Source organism: Terrimicrobium sacchariphilum, assembly GCF_001613545.1.
GTDB lineage: Bacteria > Verrucomicrobiota > Verrucomicrobiia > Chthoniobacterales > Terrimicrobiaceae > Terrimicrobium > Terrimicrobium sacchariphilum.
Genome location: NZ_BDCO01000002.1, coordinates 2,168,112 through 2,189,404, shown reverse-complemented (window position 1 = coordinate 2,189,404; position 21,293 = coordinate 2,168,112). Strand labels below are relative to the sequence as shown.

Sequence of the window (21,293 nt, the reverse complement as noted above, 5' to 3'; positions counted from 1 at the left end):
CGAAAGACGCGGGCACCAAGGGGGAACGATTTTTGCAAGAGCCTCCGCCTAGAGGTGCGTCAGGGCACCGAGGAGCGGCTGCGGGAAGATGCCAAAGAGAATGATCGCCAGGACCAGAAGCCCAATCAGGAAGTGCCCGAAGGGACTTACCTGGATACTCGTCGCGCTGGGCGCGGCGGGCTGCCAGTACATAGCCATCACGACCTTCAAGTAGTAGTAGAAGCCACAGGCCACGGTGATGGCACCTAGGACCACGAGCACGTACTGACCACTGGCGAGAGCCGCTTCGAAAATGAAGAACTTACCGAGAAAACCGATGGTGAACGGAAGGCCAGCCAGCGAGAGCATGGCGATGAGCAGGCCAAGAGCGAGAACTGGCGAGCGCTTGCCGAGGCCGTTAAAATCGCGGATGTCGTCGCCGCCACTGGCCTTGGCCACATTCAGCAGCACAAGGAAGGCGAGGAAGGTCATCACCAGATAGCCGCCAAGGTAGAACCCGATCGCCACTCTGGCCCCCGGAGCCGAGAGACTGGCCACCGCCACGAGCAGATAACCGGCGTGAGCGATGCTGGAGTAGGCGAGAAGGCGCTTGAGATTCTGCTGGGACATCGCGGCGAGGTTGCCGAGAACGAGCGTCACTGCAGCGAGAATCGTCAGGATACCGAAGACTTTGACCTGAAAGGCCGGAGTGGTGACGAACGGCTCAAGGACCCGCAGCAAGACCACGAAGCCCGCTGCCTTGGAGGCGACGGAAAGATAGGCGGTCACCGGAGTGGGAGCGCCCTGGTAGACATCGGGCACCCAGAACTGGAATGGCACGGCGGCAACCTTGAATCCGAGCGCCACCAGCACCAAGCCGAGGCCGAAAAGCACACTGGGCTGATACTGCTCAGGCACGCGCGGAAGGACGCTCTGAATGCCTTCCAGCGAGGTATAACCCGTGATGCCGTAGAGCCAGGTGATGCCGTAGACGAGGAACCCGGTTGAAAGAGCGCCAAGGATCAGGTATTTCACGCCCGCCTCGAGGCTTCCCTGGTTCTTCCGCATGCTCGCCACGAGCACGTAAAAGGCAATCGTCACCAGTTCGAGGGCGACGAAGATCATGATGAAATCATTGGCCGAAACCATGAACATCATGCCTGCGCAGGCAAAAACCGGCAACGTAAAGAACTCACCCAGACCGGCTTGAGGAGAAGCCGCTGGAACGAATTTTTGGTAAACCGGCGAGTAGTCGACCGAGAGGATGAGCGTAAGAACCGTCGCCAGCAGCAGAAACCGCTTAAAGAACAGCGACGTAGGATCGAGTACGTAGAACCCCTCCGGGATGACACCCTTGGGCATGGGTCCCAGCGCAAAGGTAAGGCCGAAAATCGCGAGGAGCACGACCACTCCCGTCCAGGCGATGGTGGTTTTGTCAGTCTTGAGGAATGCATCCACCATGAGCAGGAAGATGCCCACGCAGACGACGGAAATTTCGAGAGCGTAGGGAACAATCATGGCTGGACGATGGCAGGAAGGACGAATTTCACGAGAAGCTGAGGAGCAAAGCCGAAGATGAGCAGGAGGATGAGCAGGCCGACCACGCAGATCTTGGCGTGGGTGGAGATTTCCGGAAGATCCTTCCAGCGCTCAAGCGGAGGACCGAAAAAGACGCGGCGGTAGGCGCGGAGCATGTACACCGCAGAGATCACAACACCCCAGACCGCGATGGCCGTGGCGATTTGAAAATTGTTGAGTCCGACAACAGGCTTGCCAGCGGAAAAGCCGCCGAAGAACACCATCAACTCACCGGCGAAGTTTGCAAAACCCGGCAGGCCGATCGAAGCCATGGCAGCGAAACCGAACAGGAGGCCAAACTTGGGCATTGTACGGGCCAGACCACCCAACTCGGAGAACTTGAGAGTACCTGTGCGCTCGCGGAGTTCGCCAGAGAGGGCAAAAAGTGCAGCAATCGAGAGGCCGTGAGCCACGAGCATGAGAGCCGCACCCGCGAGGCCGATCGTGGTCCAGCTCAGGATACCGAGGAAAATGTAGCCCATGTGCATCACGCTGGAGTAACCGAGCATGAGATCGAGCTTGCGCTGCGAGATCGTCACGAGACCGACATACAGGATGTTGCCGAGCAGAAGGACGAGGAGCAGGTTGTTAAAGGGTTCCGTGATCGCTGGCGGGAAGATCGGTGTCACCAGACGGAGCAGACCGTAGAGACCGAACTTCTTCAACACACCCGCGTGCAACATGGCGGCAGGCGAAGGAGCCGAGGCGTAAGCCTGGGGCGCCCAGGTATGGAACGGAAAGAGCGAAACCAGGATGCCGAAGCCGAAGAACAACGTGAGGTAGACCCACGGCGCCGGAGCGAGCGTCCCGATACGAGCCGCCTGAGCGAGCTCGCGGAAGTCCCATGTGCGACTGCCAGCAGGCAGCGACAGGTACAGGCCGATGAGGCCGACCAGCAGGACGAAGCTGCCAAAAGCGAGGTACACGGTGATCTTCCAAGCTGCCGTCTGCCGATCTCCCGATCCCCAAATACCAATGAGGAGGAAGGTCGGGACAAGCGCCAGCTCGTGGAACATGTAGTAGAAGAATGCGTCGACCGAGACAAACGCACCCACCGCACCCGCGGAGATGAAGAGCAGGCTCGCGTAGAACCACGAGACATTTGCCTTCGGAGGACGGGCGATGGCTATGGCCGCGAGGGTGACGGCCGTCGAGAGAAAGAGCATCGCGACGCCGAGACCGTCCACGCCGAGCGAGAACTTGATACCGAGAGCAGGCACCGCCGGGACACTGAGCAGGAACTGATAACCACCGTCCTGCTTAAACTGGCCGACGATGACCAGCGTAAGCAGAAAGTTGAGCGCCGCTGCGAAGATCGCCGTCCGCCGCGCATTGAAGCCCGCGATGACGAGGATCGCGGCAAGGACGGGAATGAGAATTGAAGCAAGCAGCAGGTTCATCGAACGATCAGGAAGTAAAGGAGACCAACCACGCCCGCGCCAAAGAAGAAGGCGTAGGCTTGAATGTTGCCAATTTGCAGGCACCTCAGCACATGGCCAAAGACCACAGCGGCGAGAGCCGTACCGCGAGCCAGGATGAGATCGACGATCCAGCGGTCGGCCCAGGCGCTAACCCAGGCAAGGCCGTCCTGGAAGGTCTTGACGATCCATGCGTACAGGTCGTCGATGTAGAAGCGGTTGGCAAAGAACGGGATATTTAGCGGGTCCTTGTCCGCCTTGAAGTAGAGGAGGAAACCTCCGATACCACCGGCAAGGAAAAGAGCGAGCAACACGTAATGCAGGATCTCCGGCACATGATGCGGGTGCTCGATATTCGGGAAGAAAGGATGCTCGATGAAGCCGTAGCCGCCAATCCAAGCGGGGATCGCAAGGAGAAGCATCGGGATGATCATGACCGCAGGAGACTCGTGGGCATGCTTGGCGTGATCGCTCCGGGGTTTGCCGAAGAACACCACGAAGAAGAGGCGGAACATGTAGAAGGAAGTCAGACCAGCCGCAGCCGCCGAGAGCCAGCCGAGGAAGGGCTGTTTCTCCACCGCCCAGGCGATGATCAGGTCCTTGCTGTAAAAACCGCTGAAGAACTCACAGCCAGAAAGCGCCAGCAGACCGATGAGGGTACACAGGAGTGTAAGGGGCATCTTGTTCTTCAGTGCACCCATCTTCCAGATGTCCTGCTCATGGTGCATCCCGAGGATGACCGAGCCAGAGCAAAGGAAGAGCAAGCACTTGAAGAAAGCGTGCGTAAAGAGGTGGAACATCGGCACATCGGCGGTCGAGGCCACACCCGCTCCCAGAACCATGTACCCGAGCTGGGAGATGGTCGAGTAAGCGAGGATGCGCTTGATGTCATTCTGCTGGGTAGCCATGAGAGCCGCCACGAAGCAGGTAATGCCACCCACCCAGGCAATGACATCGCGAGCGATGTCGACCGTGAGGAGCAGCGGGAAAATACGAGCCAGCATGTACACACCGGCAGCCACCATCGTGGCGGCGTGCAGGAGCGAGGAGACCGGTGTCGGGCCCTCCATCGAGTTCGGCAGCCAGACATGCAACGGAAGCTGGGCGGATTTGCCAACGGTACCGCAGAATAGAAGGATCGCGCCGATGGTCAGAGTCGCGGGACCGGCGAACTGCGCTCCGGGGATCTTGGCAAAGATTTCACTGAAGACAATCGAGCCGGTGGCAAGCCAGACGAACAAAATGCCCAGCATGAAGCCAAAATCACCGATACGGTTGACCAGAAACGCCTGTTTACAAGCATCCGCAGCAGAGTCCTTGCTGTAATAATGACCGATCAGGATATAGGAGCTGACACCGACGAGCTCCCAGAAGATGAACATCATCACCAGGTTATCGGCGAGCACGATGCCAAGCATCGAGAAAAGGAACAGGGCGAGACCGCCGAAATAGCGCCAGTACCCCTCCTCGTGGTCCATGTACCCGATCGAGTAGATAAACACGAGGGTCGCGATGTTCGTCACGACGAGGAGCATCACCTTGCTCAATTGATCGATGGTGACACCGATCTCGACGGTGAAGTTTGGCAGGCTGAGCCAGGTAAACTTCGCCGCCTCGATGGGCTCATGCGAAAGAAAGAGCGTCCAACTCAGATAAGCTCCGAGGGCGGCGGCGGCGATGGCCAGCCCGGCGCTCAGGGGCTTGGAGTATTTACCGAAGAAAAGGATCAGCGTCGCTGCAACGAGGGGGGCGAAGAGGATGATCCAGGGTGCGAGGGACGTACTCATCAGAATTTCAGGCTATTGAGGTCCTCGACATGGACGGTTTGCTTGGCACGGAAGAGAGCCACGATGATAGCCAGACCGACAGCGACCTCGGCGGCTGCGACGGTAATGATGAAGAACACCAGAATCTGGGCATTGTAATCGGGCATGCCGTCGATCGGAGGCCGAAAGCGGGAAAAAGCGACGAGCGAGAGATTCGCCGCGTTGAGCATCATCTCCAGACACATAAAGATGACAATGATGTTGCGGCGCAGCATCACACCGGCAAGGCCGAGCGCGAAGAGAAGTCCGCTGACAAGAAGGAAGTGGCCGAGCGTGAGGGTCATTTCAACTCCTTGCGGCTGAGCAGCACGACTCCCACCGTCGCAACGAGGAGGAGCACACCGATAATCTGGAATGGCAGATTGTAATCACTGAACAAAAGCATGCCTACCGCAGCCACGTCATTCACAGGACGGGCGAGCGCGGGCTTGGCGATATCAAATCCCGCGAGAAGCTTGACGAGCAAGGCAATGAACCCGACGACCACCATCAAACCGCCGATCATGGCGGGAATGTTGAACTTGCGAGCGCGCTCCGTCTTCAAGTCCAGCAACATGATGATGAATAGGAACAGCACCATGACCGCGCCTGCATAGACGAGGACCTGGATGATGCCGATAAAGAAGGCATCAAGCAGAAGGAACAGGGCGGCGAGCCCAAGGAAGGAAACTACGAGGCTCAACGCACTCGAGACGGGACTTTTGAGGAAGATTACCGCAGCACCGAAGCCCAGCATCAGCGCGGCGAAAATCCAAAATAGAGCGACCTCCATATTTAGCGGCAAAGTTTCTAACAACCGGCAGTTAGCTCGGCTACTTTTTTTCGTTCCACTTGTATACGAGGCCGGTCTTTATGCCGCCGAGTTCGTAGAGTTTTTTCTTATCGTGCTTCATCTCCGCGCGGCTGTAACCGGTGATGGAGTAATCCTTTTGGAGGAAAATTGCCTGCTCGGGACAGACCTCTTCGCAAAGGCCGCAATAAATGCAGCGGATCATGTCGATTTCGAATTCCTTCGGGCGCTTTTCAACCTTGGCCCATTTCGTATCACCGGGGATTTCCTCGGGATGAATCGTGATGGCCCGGGGGGGACAGATAAATTCGCAAAGCTGGCAGGCGACGCAGCGTTCCTTGCCATGTTCGTCGGCCACGAGCGTGGGCGCGCCGCGATACCAGTCGGGCAAATGACTGTCCCACTTTTCCTCGGGATATTGCATCGTGACCTTGGTCTTGCCGGTGACCACCTTGCGCAAGTGTTTGAGAGTAACCAGCAGACCGGCGATGATCGACGGAAGGTAGAGTTTCTCGGCGAGAGTCAATTTGGGACGTTGGACGACGAGTGCCATGCGTGTGAATTGTGGTAGTAGAGATTGCGACCTGCACGCAAGCTCTTATGCGGAACTTGTCGGGCAAAGGCCTATTTCTTCGAGGTGAGAAATCAGTTTCCGGAACCGGGAGGCGGCCCCAGCCATCGCTGGACATCATTTTCCCACTCGAGCCGGGTGGTCTCGGCGACCAGCGCGATATTGATCTCGCGCAGGAGGGGGAAATTCTGCCGGGCCGCCATGGCAAAGGACACCTTGGTCGTCGGGAGCTGGACGACCTCGAAGCGATCTCCATATTTGAAGTGATTCAGATACCGCAGGGTCGCCTCGGAGGTAACGAATGCCCCGATCTGTCCCTCAGCGAGTGCGCTCATCCCCTGCTCCGGCGTCTTGAAGGTATCCACGGTGATGCCCATGGCGGAAAGCGCACCGTGCCCAAGCGAACCCTCCAGCACTCCGGTCCGATAGCGGGAAAGATCACTCAGCCGCGTCACGTCGGAATTCAACCTGGAAACCGTGAGACTCGAGGCAAAGGCGCCGGTGAACGCACTCACCAGTAAAATACCAAAGAACATCCAGAGAAAGGCGAGGAAGCGACCGAGCGGCGTCTGAGGAGTTTTGTCTCCATAGCCGACCGTGGTCATGGTGACGGCGGCAAACCAGAGCGCGGAACCAAAGCCATGGATCGGCTTTCCGCCGAAATGGGAGCTATGCACCCCGCGCTCGACGAGCCACAGGAGCAGACTGAAGACCATCAGAGTACCAAGCATGACATAAACGACTGACATCACGCCATGCTGGGACATTTCCGAGAAAAAACCCGTCATCAGGGCGGTGCCGCGCTGTCGGTTAAGCGCCACGGCAGACGGGAAGGAAAGAAAGGACTGGGTAAAATCCACCTCGCGCTCCCTCTCAGCGGAGACGCCGATCTCACCGATGGCGATGTCGAACTTGCCGTCCGCAATCTCCGAGACGATGTGCTCAAGGTCCGTCTCGTGATACTCGAAGGGGATATTCAGCTCGCTCGCGATGTTTTCCCACAGCTCGACACACAGCCCGGTCCATTCGCCGTCCTTGTCCTTCATTGCGAAGGGAGGGCGGTCGATCACCGCGACCTTGATGGGTTGAGAGGGAGTCGGGGTCGGCGTGGCGACAGGTGCATCGGCCCCCAGGGCGGAGTTGATCAGGCAGCAGAAGGAAAACGCAGAGAAAAAGAGGTATCGGCTCACGGCATTCTTCCTTTCTTCGATCAGGTCTCCCCGTAGACTGGAAGGCGAAACTTGTGGAGCTAACGGAAAAACTTCTCATCTCAATGGCCGGCTGGCCGGTCGTCAAACAAGCCCGCGCCCTGCATGAGGCGGGGCGCATTATCGAGGCCAGGTACGAGCCACCCGTCCTGCGGGGCAGGTATTCCGAAGGCGGGAAGCAATTCCCCGCCGGCCTGCGCATGCGCAACCCGATCGACGTGGAGAACCTCTGCCCGTGCCGGGACTCCCGCGTGCGCGGGATCATCTGCGCGCACTCCGTCGCGGTGGGGCTGGAGGTGCTGCACCCCCGCAAGGCCGCAAAACCAGAGCCCGCTCGCGTCGAGCGCCCTGCATCTGCTCCCACGGCAGAAGCTCCCAAAGTGCAGGTGAAACTGGAGGGTTCCCTCCGCCATCTCGAGGCGGAAATCTCATTTTCCTACTCCCAGCCCGGCGTTTCCAACCCGGCAGCCGAGGCCCAGGTGCTCACCGAAATGCTCGGAGCGGGCTTCCAGGAGTACAAGGGCAAGGCCGCGCTTCAGAGCGAGGAGCAGATCGTACAGTTCTTTGCGAATACCCTGCCCCAGTGGAAAGGCCGTTGGCAGGTGGAGGAAGGCGAGCGTTTCCAGCATGTGACGAAGGACATCGTGCGCATCGAGCCGCACTTTGCCCTCAAGGAGCGCGGCGACGGGTGGCTGGACTTTCACGTCCACTACACCGCCGGGAAGAACGCCGTCTTTTCCCCCACCGATCTGCGCAATCTCCTCCAGACCAGCAAGGGCAGCGTGAAGCTGGGCGATGGTCGCATCGCCGTGGCCGATGCGGGGCTGGAAGCAGAGATCGAGCAGGTGCTGCGGGATTGCGACCCGAAGCAGGAGCGCGGCGGCTACCGCCTCTCCCCCCTGCATCGCGCCTACATGGAGGCCAGCGTCGCGGAGTGGACCGGGCGCGCCAACCCTCAGGCGTCGCAATTACTGCCGGAAAGCGAACTGGGTTCGCTCCGAAACACCCTGCGCCCCTACCAGCGCGAAGGCGCCCTCTGGCTCCTGCAACGCGCCCGCTCGGGCTTGGGCGGCTTGCTGGCCGACGAGATGGGCCTGGGCAAAACGGTCCAGACGCTCGCCATGCTGGAGTCGCTCCGGTCCCCCGCCCTCGTCGTCTGCCCATCATCTCTAGTGTGGAACTGGAAGCGCGAGGCCGCTCACTTCCTGCCCGGCCTGAAGGTCCTCACCCTCGACGGCCCGCAACGCGTCCAGCTCTTCCCAAAGATCCCGCAGCATGACCTGGCGATCACGAGCTATGCGCTGCTGCGCCGCGATATCGAGATGTTCCGGGATTACGAGTTTGGCGCGGTCATTCTCGACGAAGCCCAGCACATCAAGAACCCGGAGAGCCAGAATGCAAAATCGGCCTACGCGCTCCGCTCGAAGAGCCGATTCATTCTCACCGGCACGCCGATCGAAAACTCGCTGCGGGATCTCTGGTCGCTCTACGAATTCCTGCTCCCTGGCTATCTCGGCAAACGGCAGGATTTCAAAGACACCTACGAAACACCGCTTCTGAACGGAGCCGCTGGTTCCGCATGGGAGCGGCTCAACCGCCGTCTGCGCCCCTACCTGCTCCGCCGCCGCAAACAGGAAATCCTCACCGAACTCCCGGACAAGATCGAGCAGGTCATCGAGGTGGAGCTCAGTGATCAGCAAAAAACCGCCTACACCCAGCTCCAGCAGGCTGCGCGCTCGCAAGTCGACGCGATGAAGGATGCGGGCAGCAGCGCGGGAGCCACCCGCATGCGCGTGCTCACGGCGCTACTGCGCCTTCGGCAGGCGTGTTGCGACCTGCGACTGCTCGGCGCACCTGATGGAACGGAGTCCGGGAAGCTCAACGCCCTGCGTGAGCTATTGTCCGAGGCGATCGACGGCGGGCACCGCGTGCTCGTCTTCAGCCAGTTCACCTCAATGCTCGACCTCATCGGAGAGAATCTCAACGAGGCAGGCATCAGCTTTTGCCGGCTGGATGGTTCAACGAAAGACCGCGAGGGCGTGGTGCAGAGGTTCCAGACGGATGCAGGCATCCCGGTCTTTCTCATCAGCCTGAAAGCGGGCGGCGTGGGTCTCAACCTCACGGCGGCGGACACGGTGATCCACTTTGACCCGTGGTGGAACCCCGCCGTCGAGGCGCAAGCCACCGATCGAGCCCACCGTATCGGACAAAAGAACGTGGTAACCTCGATCAAGCTGATCGCCCGCGATACGGTGGAGGAGCGTGTGCTGCGCATGCAGCAGAAAAAGCGCGAACTCCTCGAGGGCACGGTCGATGCCGACACCGCTCTGGAGCGGCTCGACACCGAGGATTTGCGGGAACTGGTCGGCTAGTAGGACGCGAGCGAGAAGGGCGAAGCAGAGTTCAGCCCCCACTGCATCATCGTCTCCGCATCATCGAAGATGTAATTCGTCTTGCTGCCGAGCTGGACGAGAATCACATCCCGACTGCCATTCGTCGCGCTGGAAACGAGGCAACGCCCGGCGGCATTGGTGAAGCCGGTCTTCATGCCGTTGCAAATCATGGAGCGCCCAAGGAGCTTGTTGGTATTTTCCAGCTGCCTCGTGCGGCCGTCGGCATAGAGGAAGGTGTAGTACTTCGTGGCCATCAGGCGGCGGAGAATTGGCTCGCGATACGCATGAAAGGCGATGATCGCCATGTCGCGGGCGGTCGAGAACTGCGAGGCGGGCAGGCCGTGCGGATTGACGAAATAGGAATTGTTTGCGCCGATCTCGCGTGCGACTTGGTTCATCTCGGCGGCAAAAGCCGGAATGCTGCCGGCATGGTCGCGGGCAAGCGCTGCCGCGGCGTCATTCTCGCTTTTCACGATCATGGCCGAGAGCAGGGCGACGCGGGAATAGGTCTGCCCGGCGCGGACATTGAGCTTACCCGGTTCCACCAACGTATCCTCCCGCGCGATTGTCAGAGTTCCCGCCAGATCGCCCCGCTGCAGGAGCACGAGAGCGGTCATGAGCTTCTGTGTGCTCGCCACTTGGGAATGCACGTCGGCGTTCTTCTGGTATAAGGTGCGACCCGTACGAGCATCGATCATGATCGCATAGCGGGCGTGAATTTGAGGTGCCGAGGCGGGCCAGATCGGACCAGCTGTCACCGGCGCCGCCGCGATCATCGGGCGGGCGGCTTCGACTCTCGCGGGGGTCGAGGTGCGAGTCGTGGATTCCGTTGCACAGCCGGCCAGCGCCAGCAAACCTAAGATCAACACCCTATGACGAAACATCCGGGCACGAAATCTTCCGGCGTTTCATCAATCAAGCACGAAGAATCGTCCGGCGGGATTCCCACGAAAAAAGGCGCGCTTTCCGGGGAAATTCCACTTTGTTCGCGAGGCCGTTGCGCATATAACGCCCCCCATGGCCAAGAAATCCGCGCTCGTTGCACTGCTTGCTCTCACACCGTTGCTTGCTCACGCCCACACGGGAGTCGACGTCGTACATGATTTCTCGCATGGACTCACCCACCCGCTCTTCGGGCTTGATCACCTTCTCGCGATGATCGCCGTCGGGCTTTGGGCCGTGCAGCTCGGCGGTCGTGCACTCTGGGCGGTTCCGACCAGCTTTGTGGGAGTAATGATCCTCGGCAGCGTCCTCGGCTTTGCCAACATACCGCTTCCGATGGTGGAAACCGGCATCCTTACCTCGGTGCTGCTGCTCGGCGTGCTGATCACTTTTGCGGTGAAGGTTCCGCTCTGGGCCAGCTCCGCGCTCGTCGCGGTCTTCGCCGTGTTCCATGGTTACGCCCATGGCGCCGAGTGCCCGGCCAACAGCATGAGCCTGCTCTACGGTGCCGGATTCGTCCTCGCCACCGCCTCGCTGCACCTCGTCGGAATCGGCGCGGGCAAGCTGGTGGGTACGACCGCCAAGGATTGGGCTCTTCGCGCCTGCGGAGCCGCCGTCCTCGTAGGCGGAATTCTCCTCGCTTAAATTTATCTGCAAATCACTTGCAAAACGACAAGCATCATCCATTCTTGTCGCATGAAGCTTGCAATAATCGCATTTCTCGCCGGTGCAGTAGCCCTTCAGGCGGCTGACACCGTACCGGTGGCCTCTCTCAGCACCGTCCTTTCCGACATCGCCACGAACGTCGGCGGAGACAAAGTGACGGTGACGAGCATTGTCAAACCGGGCATCGATCCGCACGAGTTTGAGCCATCCCCGGGCGACGTGAAGGCGATTTCGCAGGCCAAGCTCGTTCTCGCCGCTGGCCTCGGGTTTGAGTCCTTCCTCTCCAAGGTGAAAACCGCCGTGGGGTCCGGCCCGACCTTCGTCATTGTTGGCGAATCGATCACTCCCATCATGACCACCGAGGAGGAAGATCACGACGGCCACGATCACGAGCACATTGCGCCTAATGCCGACGGCAAGGTGCCTGATCCCCATTGGTGGCATAGCATTGAGAATGTAAAGATTGCCACCCGCGTCATCCGTGATGCGCTGATCCAGATCGACCCGGCCAACACCGCCACCTACCAGGAAAATGCCAAGGCGTACCTTGCCAAGCTCAATGATCTCGCCAAGTGGACCAAGATCGAGATCGCAAAGCTCCCGAAATCCAAGCGCATCCTCGTCACCTCGCACGACGCACTGGGGTATTTCGCCCGGGATTACAGCTTTGAGATCTTCCCGGTGCAGGGCATCAGCACGAGTGACCAGCCCTCGTCGCAGAAGGTTCAGCTCCTGATCAAAGAGATCAAGGACAAGGGCGTAAAAGCGATCTTTGCCGAGAATATCGAGAATCCAAAGGTGCTCTCGGAAATCACCCGCGAGACCGGGGCGAAGCTCGGCGGCACAATTTACGCAGATGGACTAGGCGACAAGGAGGCGAACACGTATGATTCCATGATTCGCCACAACGTGACGACGATCGTAGAAGCCCTTCAATAAATGCGTAATCCTCCACTGGCCGCTCTCTGCGCCATCATCGTGCTCCTGGGAATCACCGGGGTCGCCATCGCGAACCTGACGAAACCCCGGCCCACACCTGCGCTCCCGGCGGCCAGTGAGAGTGGAAAGAAGGTCGTCACTGTCACGGTCGAGGCGACGAGCACCTCTCCCGCCGCATTTCGCATCGAGAACAACGGGAAGGTCGTTCTCGATACTCCCCCGGAAACTCCCCGCGTCTCGCGGGAGATTTCCGTGGAAGCCGGAACCCCGGTGGAACTCGTCGCCACCATCAAATGGTCGCACACCGAATCGGAGAACGCCGCCCGCGTAAAGATCACGCATGACGGCGACGATCTCGCCGACCAAAGCATATGGGGAGCGGAGACCGCGACCGAGGTTATTGATTTCACCGCCCCCGCCCAATGACGCCTCGCCTCACCATCACCGACGCGACGGTCTCGTATAACCGCGTCCCCGCCGTCCATCACCTGAGCGTCACGCTCAACTCGCATTCGCTGGTGGCCCTCGTTGGTCCCAATGGTGCAGGCAAGACCACGCTGCTCAAGGCCATCGCCGGACTCGTGCCGATGGAAACCGGGAAAGTCACCGTTCACGGAGGGAATCGGAAGAACGCCATCGCGTATGTCCCGCAGCGCGAGGCGGTGGACTGGGATTTTCCCATCACCGTGCGCGGACTGGCCGAGATGGGCCGGTATCCGTCACTGGGGCTCTGGCGCAAGTTCGGCGCGGAGGATGATCGTATCGTGGAGGAATCGCTCCATGTAACCGAGCTGGAAGCCTTCGCCGACCGCCAGATCAAGGCCCTTTCTGGCGGCCAGCAGCAGCGTGCCTTTCTCGCCCGAGCCTGGGCGCAGCAGGCGGAGATCTATCTGCTCGACGAGCCCTTCACAGGGCTCGACCGCAACGCGCAGGAGGCTTTTTCCGGAGCGCTGCACAAGCTCCGCAAAAGCGGCAAGCTGATCATCGCCTCGCACCATGACCTGAAATCGGTTCCGGAGCTTTTCGACCATGTCCTGCTCATCAATGGCGAACTCGTTGCCTCGGGTCCGACCAGTGAGACCTTCACCACGGCCAACATTGAGAAGACGTTCGCGATGAAAATCTTCTCCGGCTCGGAGCCGCACCATCATCATCACCACGAGCCGCACGCGTCATGAGTCTCTTTGAGTTGTTCCACTATGAGTTCATGCAGCGCGCGCTGGTAGCGTGCGTGCTGATCGGATTTACCAACGGCTTTATCGGCGCCTTCGTCGTATTGCGTCGTCTCGCACTGATGGCCGACGCCCTTTCGCATTCCCTCCTCCCGGGCCTGGCCATCGCAGCGATGCTGGTGGGCCTGAGCACGGCGGGACTGTTGCTGGGCGGATTGCTGGCGGCGTTCTTCGTCGCCATCGGCGGACATCTCATTGCGCGCAGTTCGCGGGTAAAGGACGAGACGGCCATCGCGTCGCTCTACATCATCGCCTTCGCGCTTGGCGTCGCGATCATCAAGTTTGCCCACGTCAAGGTGAGCCTTGATCACTTCCTCTTTGGCAACATCCTCGGCATCGCCAACAGCGACCTTTGGACGAGCTTTGCGGTGAGCGCCATCGTGCTGCTCTCCCTCGTCATCCTGCATCGACCGCTGTTGCTGGCGCTCTTCGAGCCCTCCGTGGCCAAGACCCAGGGCGTCGCGGTCGACTGGCTGCTCGGCCTGATCATCGTCCTCATCGTGCTCACGATGGTGTCGTCCCTCCAGGCCGTGGGCGTGTTGCTTTCGCTCGGGCTCATGGTTCTCCCGGCGGCGACGATTTACCTGCTATCGGACTCCTACTCGAAGATGTCCTGGTGCGGCGGCCTGCTCGGCGCGAGCGGCGCGGTGGCTGGATTGATCCTCTCCTACTGGACCAATATTCCCTCGGGTCCTGCCATCATCATGGTGCTCGGCACGGTGTTTCTCGCCGCGTATCTCTTCAGCCCGAAATACGGCATCATCATCCGCCATCTCAAGGCCCGCCACCTGCATGAGGAATCACTCAGCCGGTGGGATGAGGAAAAACACTAGCCTTTCAGGCGATCCACGGCGGCCTTGACCGCCGGGTCCATCTTGATAAGAGGCGGCCAGCCGCGCTTGAAGCCCTCGCCCGCCATCTTGCGGGTGGCATCGATGCCCATCTTGCCGCCGATGCCGATCTCGCTGGTGGCGTGATCGAGCACATCGGCCGGGCCGCGCGTGAGCATGCTGTCGCGCTGCGGGTCGGTATTCGCGCAGAGATGAAAAAGCACTTCGCTGGTATTGTGGACATCGACATCGTGATCCACCACCACGAGGTACTTCGTAAACATCATCTGCCCCATCCCCCAGAGGCCGTGCATGACCTTGTAGGCCTGCATGGGATAGGTCTTCTTGATGCTGACAAAGACGGCATTGTGAAAGACGCCCTCGGCCGGGAGAGCGATGTCGACGATCTCCGGGAAGTTCATCTTGAAGATCGGCATGAAGAGCTTCACCGAGGCCGCGCCCATGTAGAAATCCTCCATCGGAGGAATGCCCACGATGGTCGCGGGGTAAACGGCGTCCTTGCGATGCGTGATCGCGGTGACGTGGAATACGGGGTACGGCTCGGGCAGCGTGTAGTAGCCCGTATGGTCGCCGAAGGGTCCCTCCATGCGCAGAGGCTCGGTCGGGTCGATGTAACCCTCGATAACGAAGTCCGCATCGGCGGGCACCTCGAGGTCATTCGTCTCGCACTTCACGAGGTCGATGGATTTCCGGCGCAGATAACCGGCGAGGAGAAACTCGTCGAGGCCATCGGGCAGCGGGGCCGTCGCCGCAAATGGAAATGCCGGATCGCCACCGAGAAAGATCGTCACCGGCATTCTCTGCCCGGTCTCGTAGTACCGGCGGCCATGGCGCGCGGCGACCTTCTGGAGCTGCCAGTGCATGCCGGTGGTCTGGCCATCGTAAACCTGCACGCGATACATGCCGAGGTTGCGCTCGCCGGTATCGGGGTCGCGCGTCACCACGCAGGGCAGCGTGACGAAGCGCCCGCCATCGAGCGGCCAGCAACGCAGGATCGGGATATCGAGAAGCGTTGGCGGCTGGGTGTTGATGGTGGAAAGATCGGCCACATCGGGCGCGGCAGGCCATTCGCCAGTGTGCGAGGCCGGGGCGTCAAAGCGATGAATGATCTCCTTGCAGGGACCCGTCTTCACCTTGCGCGGCTTGGCGTGGCGCAACTCAATGGCCGTACTGAAAAGCTTGAGGGCTTCCTTAATGCTCGTCGGCGGCTTGGCCTTCATCAGCATACCGAGTTCCTCCGCCACCGCCTCGACGGATTCCGCGCCGATGGCGAGCGCCATGCGCTTCCACGAGCCCATGGTATTGATCGCCACGGGAAATGGGCTGACCACGCCGTTGATCGTCGGTTTCTCAATGAGCAGGGCCTTGCCCCCTCCGGGTGATTTCATTTCCCGGTCGGCCAGTTCCGTGATCTCCAGCTCCGTCGCGACGGGCGAGGAAATACGCTTCAACTCGCCGTGACGCTCGAGGGTCTCGACAAAATCGCGGTAGGACGAATAAGCCATTTCCTATGATACGGTGGCCGGAGCCGCAGGGGCAGAAATTTCTTTCTCCGCCACGGCGGGAAGGCGCGCGCTGCGGAGTTCCGCGCGAAGCCAGACCTTCACTCCGCGCCACACGACCTTGAGCACCTCGGGCGTAGGGGCAAAACCTGCGATGAGCGTGCGGCTACGCAGGTTCTCGCTGCCATAGACTCCCGCCGCGTGGCGCTTGCGGGCGATGTGCGCCAGACGCCCGTTATAAAACGCCATGAGCTTGCAAACGAAAGAGTCCATCGGTCCGGTAAATGGCAGATGGCCAAAGCCGTACTTCAGGCAATGCACGACGGAGCGAACCGGGCCAAAGAAGAACAGCCCGAGATCCATCAGCATCGCGGCGGTCATGAGCTCCTTGTCGCCGAGGTAATAGTATTTGTCGCGGTACAGGGCGTTGAACCAGCCGTGATAGGACATGAGCCAATGCTTGTTGATCATGGGCACATCAACCGGCGAACCATCCAGCTCCGCCTCGATGCGATAGACCGCCGAACTCACCGTCCACGAGCAATAGTCCAGGCCCGCGCTGTAAAGCGGGTCCAGGAACCCGGCGGCGTCGCCTACGATCTGCCAGCCGCGACCCGCGATCTGGTCGACGTAATACGGCAGCGGGGCATAGGACTTCACATCGCCCTCGACGACCTCGGCCTGACCAAAGATTTCCCGGCCAACAGGATCATTGAGAATGTGCGCCTTGAGCCGGTCGGCAGCGGTTGCCCCGACAGGCGGAGTGTAGAGGCGTTCGTCGTAAACGAGACCCGCGCTGTAGTCGCCGCCCTTCAGCGGAATGATCCAGCACCACCAACCATAGCCGGTGAGGTGATTCGTCGCGGTGGCGCGGCTGACCTGACAGGAATTTGCATACCCCGGAAAGCGGCTCTTGAGTTCGTAGCCGTCCCAATCCTTCACCCCGCGAAAACGCGCCCAGATGGAGCGGGTGGGATGATCCGGCAGCGAGCGGCGAAGGTCGAGCTTGCGCGAAAGCACTCCCGCGCGTCCGCTGGCATCGACGAGGAACTTTGCCGAGACGGTATGCTCGCCCGTGGTGGTTTCCAGATGGAGCGTCTGGAGTTTTTCACCGAGTTCGATATCCTTCACCCGCGCGGGGCGAAGGAGTTCCGCGCCTGCGGCGACCGCCTCGGCGAGGATGTATTCATCCAATACCTCGCGATCGACCTGAAAGGTGGGCAGGCGGGTTTGATAGAACCCTCCGAGTTCGCCACAATCCCCGAAGCTGTCGGAGGCATTCTGCGAAAACCAGAACCGCAGGCCGTGCTTGGGCACGTGGTGATGGTTAAGGTGGTGGTTCATCGCGAGGCGCTTCGTCAGGAAGCACCCGCTGATTTCCGTAGTCGCCTCCCCCACCTTGCGATCGAAATGCTCGCTTCGCTCCACGATCAGGATGCGGAGCTGTGGACGCTCACGGCGTAACAGCAAGGCGGTGGAAGCCCCCGAAAAGGCTCCCCCTACCACCACGACATCGTACAGCTCGTTCACGCGATTCTCCATAAACGAGCGGGCACGGGCTGGCAACTAGCTACGAACATCGACCACGGCATCACCCTCATATACGTCTGAGGAGGTGAATTTGGCCGGGCCTTTGACATCGAGGCGCTTGCAGCGAATGAGGGACGGCACGCCTCCCGCGAGGGCGACATCGAGCTGGTCGACCATCTTGAAGTGGTCGCCGTCGAGATTGATCTCCGGCGGAATTCCATTGCGCTCGGGGGCGAGCACCGCGCGGCCGTCGTCGGTGATGACATAGGCATCCGAGCGGAGGGCGAGCAGGTCTGCGGTCGTCTTGACCGGGGCAAAGCGCGTACGCGGCACGACCACGGCACCCGCGTCGGCAAAGCACTCGATGGCAGCGCCCATGGCGGTCTCAAGCTGGTAGACGGCGGGCGATTTCTTGTCGCGCGGGTCGACGGTCTTCTTGTTCTTGATGACCGGCAGCGGAAGCAGGCCGCCGTTGGCGTCGAGCGCCTCGGCAAGGAGGTCGAGCCGGAGCCAGAGGTTGTTGGTGTTGAAATAGCGATGCTTCGAGATGTCCTGGAAGGCATCCATGTCCTCATCCGGGCACTGGGCCGACTCGCGCAGGAGCAACTGGCCATCCGTGGCGCGGCTGGCGAGATGGCCACCCTTGCGGTCGGCGGCGGTGCGGGCCGTCACCTCCATGACAAAGGGCTTGCCGGAGGCGGCGAACCAGCCGAGCAGGCCGAGATCGAGAGTGGCACCGAGGTTGTCGGAGTTGCTGACGAAAAGATAGCGATATCCGGCGTCGAGGAGCTGCTGGAGCATGCCGGAACCCAGGATGGCCGGGTACAGGTCGCCATGACCCGGCGGGCACCATTCGTGGTCTCGATCGACCGACCATTCGACCGGAGCCAGCGTGGCGGCGTCGATCTTGGGCACCTTGTTCTGCATCAGCTCAAGGTCGGAGGGCTTGCCCAACTCGGGATACTTCGCGAGATGCGCAAGCGTATCCTCGCTGGTGCTGAAGCTATTCAGCAGGAGAAATTTCAGATCCGATCCCGTGGCCTTGCGGGCGGCGAGCACCTGGCGAACGATGAGGTCAAGGAACGTCTGACCGTCGCGCACGGGCAGGAGCGACTTGGCTTTCTCGAGTCCCATGCCGGTGCCGAGACCGCCATTGAGCTTGAGCAGGACAGTCTTGGCGAGGAGGTCGGGCGTTGCCTGCGTCGTTGCCACATCTTCGTAAAGCGGCAGTCCCTGGGCGGGAGTGATGGCGCTCTCGGGGATCAGGCCCGATTCATTGGCGGCCAGCAGGCCGTAGGAGCGTTCAAATGCTGCGATGGCCGCCTTGCTCAGGCCGGCCGATTCCATTTTTTGGCGGAAGGGATCGAATGATGCTGACATTGAAAAATCTAGGAACCGGAGGCACGGCGCTCGGCTTCAGCCTTGAGCGCGCGCACAGTGGTCTTGGCCTCGGAAAGCGCCTCGTTCTTGAGGCCTGCCACGAGGTTGGTGATCGGAACCACGAGGTTCGTGTAACAAAGGAGCGTCTGGTTCTTGCCGTAAGGCTCGATGCGCAGGGAGCCGGTGCTGGACTTGGCCAATGGCGATTTCACCAGATTCCAGGCCACCTCCTGCATTTTACCCTTCGTCGTATACGTATTGTGGACGACGTAGGTGGCGCGCTGGATGATCGGCACCTTGACCGTGTACTGCACGTCCTTGCTGCCATCGGGGTAGGTCTCGATGATCTTGGCTGCGATCAGGCCCGGGGTGTACTCCGGGGCCGCGGCATAGTCGTTGAAAAGATTCCACACCACGGAGGGCGAGGCATTGACCACCTGGTAGAGCATAAGCTTCGGCCAGGGTGCGCCTTGAATATTCTCGCTCTTGACGACGATCTGGCCCTCGGCCAGTTCGTCCTGGGCGTATTTGGGGACTTCGCTGAGGAGGTCCGCGGAAAGAGAAGCGACAGACGCGGCAAGAACCGCCAGGGGGAGGAGGAATCGCAACTTCATGGCGCAGTCATACCCGAGTCCGCCGGTTTTGGCAAACCGGACGGACGGATAACGAAAATGTAACCGGGGAAAAGGCTAGGCCTTGCGGGTGACCTGGATGCCCAGTTCGCGCAACTGCCGAGGCTCGGCCGGGGTCGGCGAGCTCATCATGAGATCTTCGCCACGGTTGTTCTTCGGGAACGCCACGACGTCGCGAATGTTCTCGGTGCCAACTGCCAGCATGACCAGACGATCCACGCCGAGCGCCACGCCGCCATGCGGAGGAGCGCCAAAGCGGAAAGCCTTGAGCAGATGCGGGAAGAGAAGCTGCTGCTTCTCCGGCGAGATGCCGAGCACCTCGAAGAGCTTCGCCTGCAGATCGGACTCGTGGATACGGATGCTGCCGCCGCCAATTTCCACGCCATTCAAAACGACGTCATAGGCCTGGGCGCGAACCTTGCCGTATTCGCCCGCCTCGATGAGGGCGACGTCATCGGCATGCGGACGGGTAAAGGGATGGTGAACGGCGTTCCACTTCTGCTCCTCGGCGTTGTAGGCGAGAAGCGGGAACTCGACGACCCAGAGGAACTCCAGGGCGTTCGGGTCTGTGATGAGCTTCTGCAGCTCCGCCACGCGGAGGCGGATGCGGCCGAGCACGTTGCAGACGGTCTCCCAGTCGCCCGCGCCGAAGAGGATCAGGTCGCCCTCCTCGATGCCGAGCTGGCTGATGAGCGCCTGCTTCTCGGCGTCGGTGAGGAACTTCGCGATGGGCGACTTCCACTCGCCGTTCTCAACCTTGATGAAGGCGAGGCCTTTCGCTCCATATTGCTTGGCGAGCTCGGTCAGGCCTTCGATCTGCCCGGTGGTGATGCCGGCAAAGCCCTTGGCGTTGATCGCCTTCACGGTGCCGCCATTGTCAAGCGCGCCGCGGAAGACCTTAAATTCGCTGGCCTTGAAAACCTCGTCGAGCGTGATGAGCTCGAGGCCGAAGCGACGATCGGGTTTGTCGCTGCCGTAGCGGTTCATCGCCTCCTGATACGTCATGCGCAGGAACGGACGCGGAATCTCCACGCCGCGCACCTCGCGGAAGATCTCGACGAGCAATCCCTCGATCAGCTCGATGATGTCCTCCTGAGTGATGAAAGAAGCCTCCAGGTCGACCTGGGTCAGCTCAGTAATGCGGTCCGCGCGCGGGTCCTCGTCGCGGAAGCACTTGGCGATCTGGAAATAGCGCTCCAGGCCAGCCACCATGAGGAGCTGCTTGTACTGCTGCGGAGACTGCGACAGAGCGTAAAAGCTGCCGGGGAAAATGCGGCTCGGCACGAGGAACTCGCGGGCGCCCTCGGGCGTGCTCTTCGACAGGACCGGCGTCTCGATTTCCAAGAAGCCCTGGCGGTCGAAATAATCGCGGGTCGTCTTCACCACCTTGTGGCGCACGGTGAGGTTGCGCACCATCGCCGGACGGCGGAGGTCGAGGTAGCGGTGCTCGAGGCGGAGGTCTTCGTTGACCGAATCCTCATCGAGCGGGAAAGGCAATACGTCAGCCTTGTTGAGAATGACGAGCGTGTCGGCCACGATCTCGATCTCGCCGGTGGCGAGCTTGGTGTTCTCAGTGCCGGTGAGGCGCGGAGCCACGGTGCCGGAAACCTGCACGACGTCCTCAACGCGGAGGCCGTGGGCAGCGGAGGCCGCCTCGGCATGTTCCTCGGGGCGGAAAACGACCTGGGTGATGCCATTGCGGTCGCGGAGATCGATGAAAACCACTCCGCCGTGGTCACGACGGGAATCCACCCAGCCGCAGAGGGTGACGCGCGAACCGGAGTCCGCCTTGCGCAAAGCGCCGCAATGATGTGTGCGATAAGTCATAAAATCAGAAAAACAAACCACAGAGAGCG

General features: G+C 60.6%; 19 protein-coding genes. 6 read left to right on the top strand and 13 right to left on the bottom strand.

The window, feature by feature from the left end; translation table 11 throughout:
- Positions 1-48: 48 nt before the first annotated feature.
- From TSACC_RS10265 to TSACC_RS10235, 7 genes are all read right to left on the bottom strand, one after another.
- Complete coding sequence (locus tag TSACC_RS10265; protein ID WP_075079213.1) at positions 49-1,497, bottom strand: NADH-quinone oxidoreductase subunit N; 1,449 nt, start codon at positions 1,495-1,497, stop codon at positions 49-51.
- Positions 1,494-2,957, bottom strand: a complete 1,464-nt coding sequence (locus tag TSACC_RS10260) for a complex I subunit 4 family protein (RefSeq protein WP_075079212.1) — start codon at positions 2,955-2,957, stop codon at positions 1,494-1,496. The genes TSACC_RS10265 and TSACC_RS10260 overlap by 4 nt, the downstream gene beginning before the upstream one ends.
- Positions 2,954-4,762, bottom strand: coding sequence for an NADH-quinone oxidoreductase subunit L (gene nuoL / locus TSACC_RS10255; RefSeq protein ID WP_075079211.1), 1,809 nt, complete (start codon positions 4,760-4,762; stop codon positions 2,954-2,956). Before nuoL ends, TSACC_RS10260 begins: the two co-directional genes overlap by 4 nt.
- Positions 4,762-5,085: an NADH-quinone oxidoreductase subunit NuoK gene (gene nuoK / locus TSACC_RS10250; protein WP_075079210.1), complete on the bottom strand. Its 324-nt coding sequence runs from the start codon at positions 5,083-5,085 to the stop codon at positions 4,762-4,764. Before nuoK ends, nuoL begins: the two co-directional genes overlap by 1 nt.
- A complete protein-coding gene (locus tag TSACC_RS10245; protein ID WP_075079209.1) occupies positions 5,082-5,573 on the bottom strand; it encodes an NADH-quinone oxidoreductase subunit J family protein in 492 nt (163 codons plus the stop codon). The genes nuoK and TSACC_RS10245 overlap by 4 nt, the downstream gene beginning before the upstream one ends.
- Positions 5,574-5,613: 40 nt before the next feature.
- Positions 5,614-6,144, bottom strand: a complete 531-nt coding sequence (locus TSACC_RS10240) for a NuoI/complex I 23 kDa subunit family protein (protein WP_075079208.1) — start codon at positions 6,142-6,144, stop codon at positions 5,614-5,616.
- Between the two features lie 92 nt (positions 6,145-6,236).
- The gene (locus tag TSACC_RS10235) at positions 6,237-7,352 is read right to left on the bottom strand and encodes a transporter substrate-binding domain-containing protein (protein ID WP_075079207.1); all 1,116 of its coding nucleotides are present in this window, start codon (positions 7,350-7,352) and stop codon (positions 6,237-6,239) included.
- Positions 7,353-7,435: 83 nt separating this feature from the next.
- Here TSACC_RS10235 and TSACC_RS10230 point away from each other — a divergent pair, with 83 nt between their 5' ends.
- On the top strand, positions 7,436-9,742 hold the full coding sequence (locus TSACC_RS10230; RefSeq protein ID WP_075079206.1) for a DEAD/DEAH box helicase: 2,307 nt from the start codon (positions 7,436-7,438) through the stop codon (positions 9,740-9,742).
- Here the strand turns inward: TSACC_RS10230 and TSACC_RS10225 are convergent.
- Positions 9,739-10,647 carry a D-alanyl-D-alanine carboxypeptidase family protein gene (locus TSACC_RS10225; RefSeq protein ID WP_084400362.1) on the bottom strand — a complete coding sequence of 303 codons (909 nt, stop codon included), beginning with the start codon at positions 10,645-10,647 and terminating at the stop codon, positions 9,739-9,741. The two genes, TSACC_RS10230 and TSACC_RS10225, sit on opposite strands and share 4 nt — an antisense overlap.
- Before the next feature lie 133 nt (positions 10,648-10,780).
- On the opposite strand from TSACC_RS10225, the gene TSACC_RS10220 reads away from it, so the two are divergent.
- From TSACC_RS10220 to TSACC_RS10200, 5 genes are read left to right on the top strand one after another with little or no spacing between them, the layout of a single operon-like run.
- Positions 10,781-11,350: a HupE/UreJ family protein gene (locus tag TSACC_RS10220; RefSeq protein WP_075079205.1), complete on the top strand. Its 570-nt coding sequence runs from the start codon at positions 10,781-10,783 to the stop codon at positions 11,348-11,350.
- Between the two features lie 51 nt (positions 11,351-11,401).
- Entirely contained in the window at positions 11,402-12,310 is a 909-nt protein-coding gene (locus TSACC_RS10215) for a metal ABC transporter solute-binding protein, Zn/Mn family (RefSeq protein WP_075079204.1), read from the top strand.
- Positions 12,311-12,736: a hypothetical protein gene (locus tag TSACC_RS10210; RefSeq protein ID WP_075079203.1), complete on the top strand. Its 426-nt coding sequence runs from the start codon at positions 12,311-12,313 to the stop codon at positions 12,734-12,736. It begins immediately after the preceding gene.
- Positions 12,733-13,488: a metal ABC transporter ATP-binding protein gene (locus TSACC_RS10205; RefSeq protein ID WP_075079202.1), complete on the top strand. Its 756-nt coding sequence runs from the start codon at positions 12,733-12,735 to the stop codon at positions 13,486-13,488. The genes TSACC_RS10210 and TSACC_RS10205 overlap by 4 nt, the downstream gene beginning before the upstream one ends.
- The gene (locus TSACC_RS10200) at positions 13,485-14,375 is read left to right on the top strand and encodes a metal ABC transporter permease (RefSeq protein WP_075079201.1); all 891 of its coding nucleotides are present in this window, start codon (positions 13,485-13,487) and stop codon (positions 14,373-14,375) included. The genes TSACC_RS10205 and TSACC_RS10200 overlap by 4 nt, the downstream gene beginning before the upstream one ends.
- Here the strand turns inward: TSACC_RS10200 and TSACC_RS10195 are convergent.
- The 5 genes from TSACC_RS10195 to aspS form a co-directional block, all read right to left on the bottom strand.
- A complete protein-coding gene (locus TSACC_RS10195; RefSeq protein WP_075079200.1) occupies positions 14,372-15,898 on the bottom strand; it encodes a UbiD family decarboxylase in 1,527 nt (508 codons plus the stop codon). The genes TSACC_RS10200 and TSACC_RS10195 overlap by 4 nt on opposite strands.
- Before the next feature lie 3 nt (positions 15,899-15,901).
- On the bottom strand, positions 15,902-17,425 hold the full coding sequence (locus tag TSACC_RS10190) for an NAD(P)/FAD-dependent oxidoreductase (protein WP_169809602.1): 1,524 nt from the start codon (positions 17,423-17,425) through the stop codon (positions 15,902-15,904).
- Between the two features lie 36 nt (positions 17,426-17,461).
- On the bottom strand, positions 17,462-18,805 hold the full coding sequence (locus TSACC_RS10185) for a UTP--glucose-1-phosphate uridylyltransferase (protein WP_075079198.1): 1,344 nt from the start codon (positions 18,803-18,805) through the stop codon (positions 17,462-17,464).
- A gap of 8 nt (positions 18,806-18,813) precedes the next feature.
- On the bottom strand, positions 18,814-19,419 hold the full coding sequence (locus TSACC_RS10180) for an SRPBCC family protein (protein ID WP_075079197.1): 606 nt from the start codon (positions 19,417-19,419) through the stop codon (positions 18,814-18,816).
- A 75-nt stretch (positions 19,420-19,494) separates the two neighbouring features.
- Complete coding sequence (gene aspS, locus TSACC_RS10175; protein WP_075080670.1) at positions 19,495-21,264, bottom strand: aspartate--tRNA ligase; 1,770 nt, start codon at positions 21,262-21,264, stop codon at positions 19,495-19,497.
- Between the last annotated feature and the right edge of the window lie 29 nt (positions 21,265-21,293).